At 66.2% G+C, this 2,022-nt stretch carries 2 protein-coding genes; one reads left to right on the forward strand and one right to left on the reverse strand.

Translation table 11 applies throughout. The features are described from left to right. Nucleotides 1-1,078 (forward strand): beta-ketoacyl-[acyl-carrier-protein] synthase family protein (locus DBR22_RS07380; RefSeq protein ID WP_108598471.1); only part of this gene is annotated, 1,078 nt, incomplete at its 5' end. 155 nt (nt 1,079-1,233) lie between these two features. Here the strand turns inward: DBR22_RS07380 and DBR22_RS07385 are convergent. Next, nucleotides 1,234-1,737, reverse strand: coding sequence for a DUF3145 domain-containing protein (locus DBR22_RS07385; RefSeq protein WP_108598472.1), 504 nt, complete (start codon nt 1,735-1,737; stop codon nt 1,234-1,236). Nucleotides 1,738-2,022: the final 285 nt, after the last annotated feature.

Here is a 2,022-nt window from a genome sequence, read left to right on the forward strand (position 1 = left end):
CCGCTGCACCACCCCCGCCCTCTCGGTCCTGAGCCGGGTCGAGGCCAAGCGGATGGATCCGTCCACCCAGTTCGGTGTGATCGCCTCCCGCGAAGCCTGGGCCGATTCAGGCATCACCGAGATCGACCCCGACCGCCTGGCCGTAGCCTTCGCTACCGGCATCGGCGGCGTGTGGACGCTGCTGGATGCCTGGGACACCCTAAAGGAAAAGGGCCCCCGCCGCGTCCTTCCCATGACCGTGCCCATGCTGATGCCCAACGGCGTCGCTGCCGCCGTCAGCCTTGACCTTGGTGCCCGTGCCGGAGCCCACACCCCCGTTTCTGCCTGCGCTTCCGGAACCGAGGCCCTGCACCTGGGCCTGGACCTGATCCGCTCCGGCAAGGCCGACGTTGTCATGTGCGGCGGCGCCGAAGCCGCCATCCACCCGATGCCCCTGGCCGCCTTTGCCTCCATGCAGGCGCTGTCGCGGCGCAACGACGACCCCCAGGGTGCCTCACGGCCCTACGACCTTGGCCGTGACGGCTTCGTCATGGGCGAAGGCGCAGGTGCTCTGGTCCTCGAAGCCGAGGAACACGCCCTGGCCCGTGGCGCCCGCATCTACGGCGAACTTGCAGGCACCTCCGTGACAGCGGACGCTTACCACATCACTGCCCCGGACCCGCAGGGACTTGGCGCCACCCGCGCGCTGAAGGCAGCCATGTTCGATGGCCGGATCCAGGCCGAGGACGTGGTCCACGTCAACGCGCACGCCACGTCCACTCCCGTGGGTGACAAGCCCGAGTACACCGCGCTCCGCGCGGCGTTGGGGAACCACATCGACAACGTAGCGGTATCCGCCACCAAGTCGCAGATGGGTCACCTGCTGGGTGCGTCCGGTGCGGTGGAGGCCGTGCTGACGGTACTGGCAGTCCACCACCGCAAGGCTCCGGTGACGATCAACCTCGAAAACCAGGACCCTGAAATCCCGCTCGACGTTGTCACCTCTGCCCGCGATCTGCCGGCCGGTGACATCGTGGCACTGAGCAACTCCTTCGGCTTCGGCGGCCACAACGCCGTGATCGCTGTCCGCAGCGTCTAGCCGTCCAGGACCACGCACGAAAGGAGGCCCCGCCATCTGAACCCGGATGGCGGGGCCTCTTTCGGTCTGTGCACCTTGCTATGGAGTTCCTGGCCAGTGGAGTACCCGCCAGCCCGGGTGGATGGCGCAGGTGGGGCCGGGGGCGCTAGGGAGAGTCAGCCTACCTGGTGGAGCCAGCGCACCGGGGCGCCTTCTGCCGCGTGACGGAAGGGCTCGAGTTCCTCGTCCCAGGCCTCACCGAGTGCCAGCGAAAGCTCGTGGTACACGGCTGAGGGATCGCCGGCGCCCGATTCGTAGGCGTAGCGGATCCGGTCCTCCGACACCATGATGTTCCCGTGTACGTCCGTTGTGGCGTGGAAGATCCCCAGCTCGGGGGTGTGCGACCAGCGCCCACCGTCAACGCCCTGGCTCGGTTCTTCGGTGACCTCGTAGCGCAGATGCGCCCAGCCGCGGAGCGAGGACGCCAGCTGCGAGCCGGTGCCGGGGGTCCCGGTCCAGGAAAGCTCGGCCCTGAACATTCCGGGCGCGGCAGGCTGAGGGGTCCACTCAAGATCCGTACGCTTGTCCACGACGGATCCAATGGCCCACTCAACGTGCGGGCACAGTGCGGTAGGGGCTGAGTGAACAAACAGCACACCACGGGTCATTGCAACAGACATTCCATCCTCCATAGCTGTAGGTACGTCTTCCCCAACGACCTCTGCCTGGATGAAACTGCCTTGCCCTGCCCTCCAGCGGCGGTTTCCCTGCCCGGATATTAAACTGTGTCCGGCACCTGCCGTGACACCTGAAGCCAATGAGCTTCAAGCGAAACTTGAAAGTTGCCGGACTTGACTCTTATTGTGCCGTACACCGCGTAATTACGCCAGTGCGATTACCGGCCGGGAACGCGAACAGACTATTCGTGCCCGCAATTTTGATCCCGGGCCCTCAGGCCCTCGGAT

This window comes from Arthrobacter sp. HMWF013 (assembly GCF_003061105.1).
Lineage (GTDB): Bacteria > Actinomycetota > Actinomycetes > Actinomycetales > Micrococcaceae > Arthrobacter.

Excerpts from the sequence above, each read along its gene's own strand:
- DBR22_RS07385 (WP_108598472.1), bottom strand. The coding sequence starts at position 1,737 with ATGTCTGTTGCAATGACCCGTGGTGTGCTGTTTGTTCACTCAGCCCCT.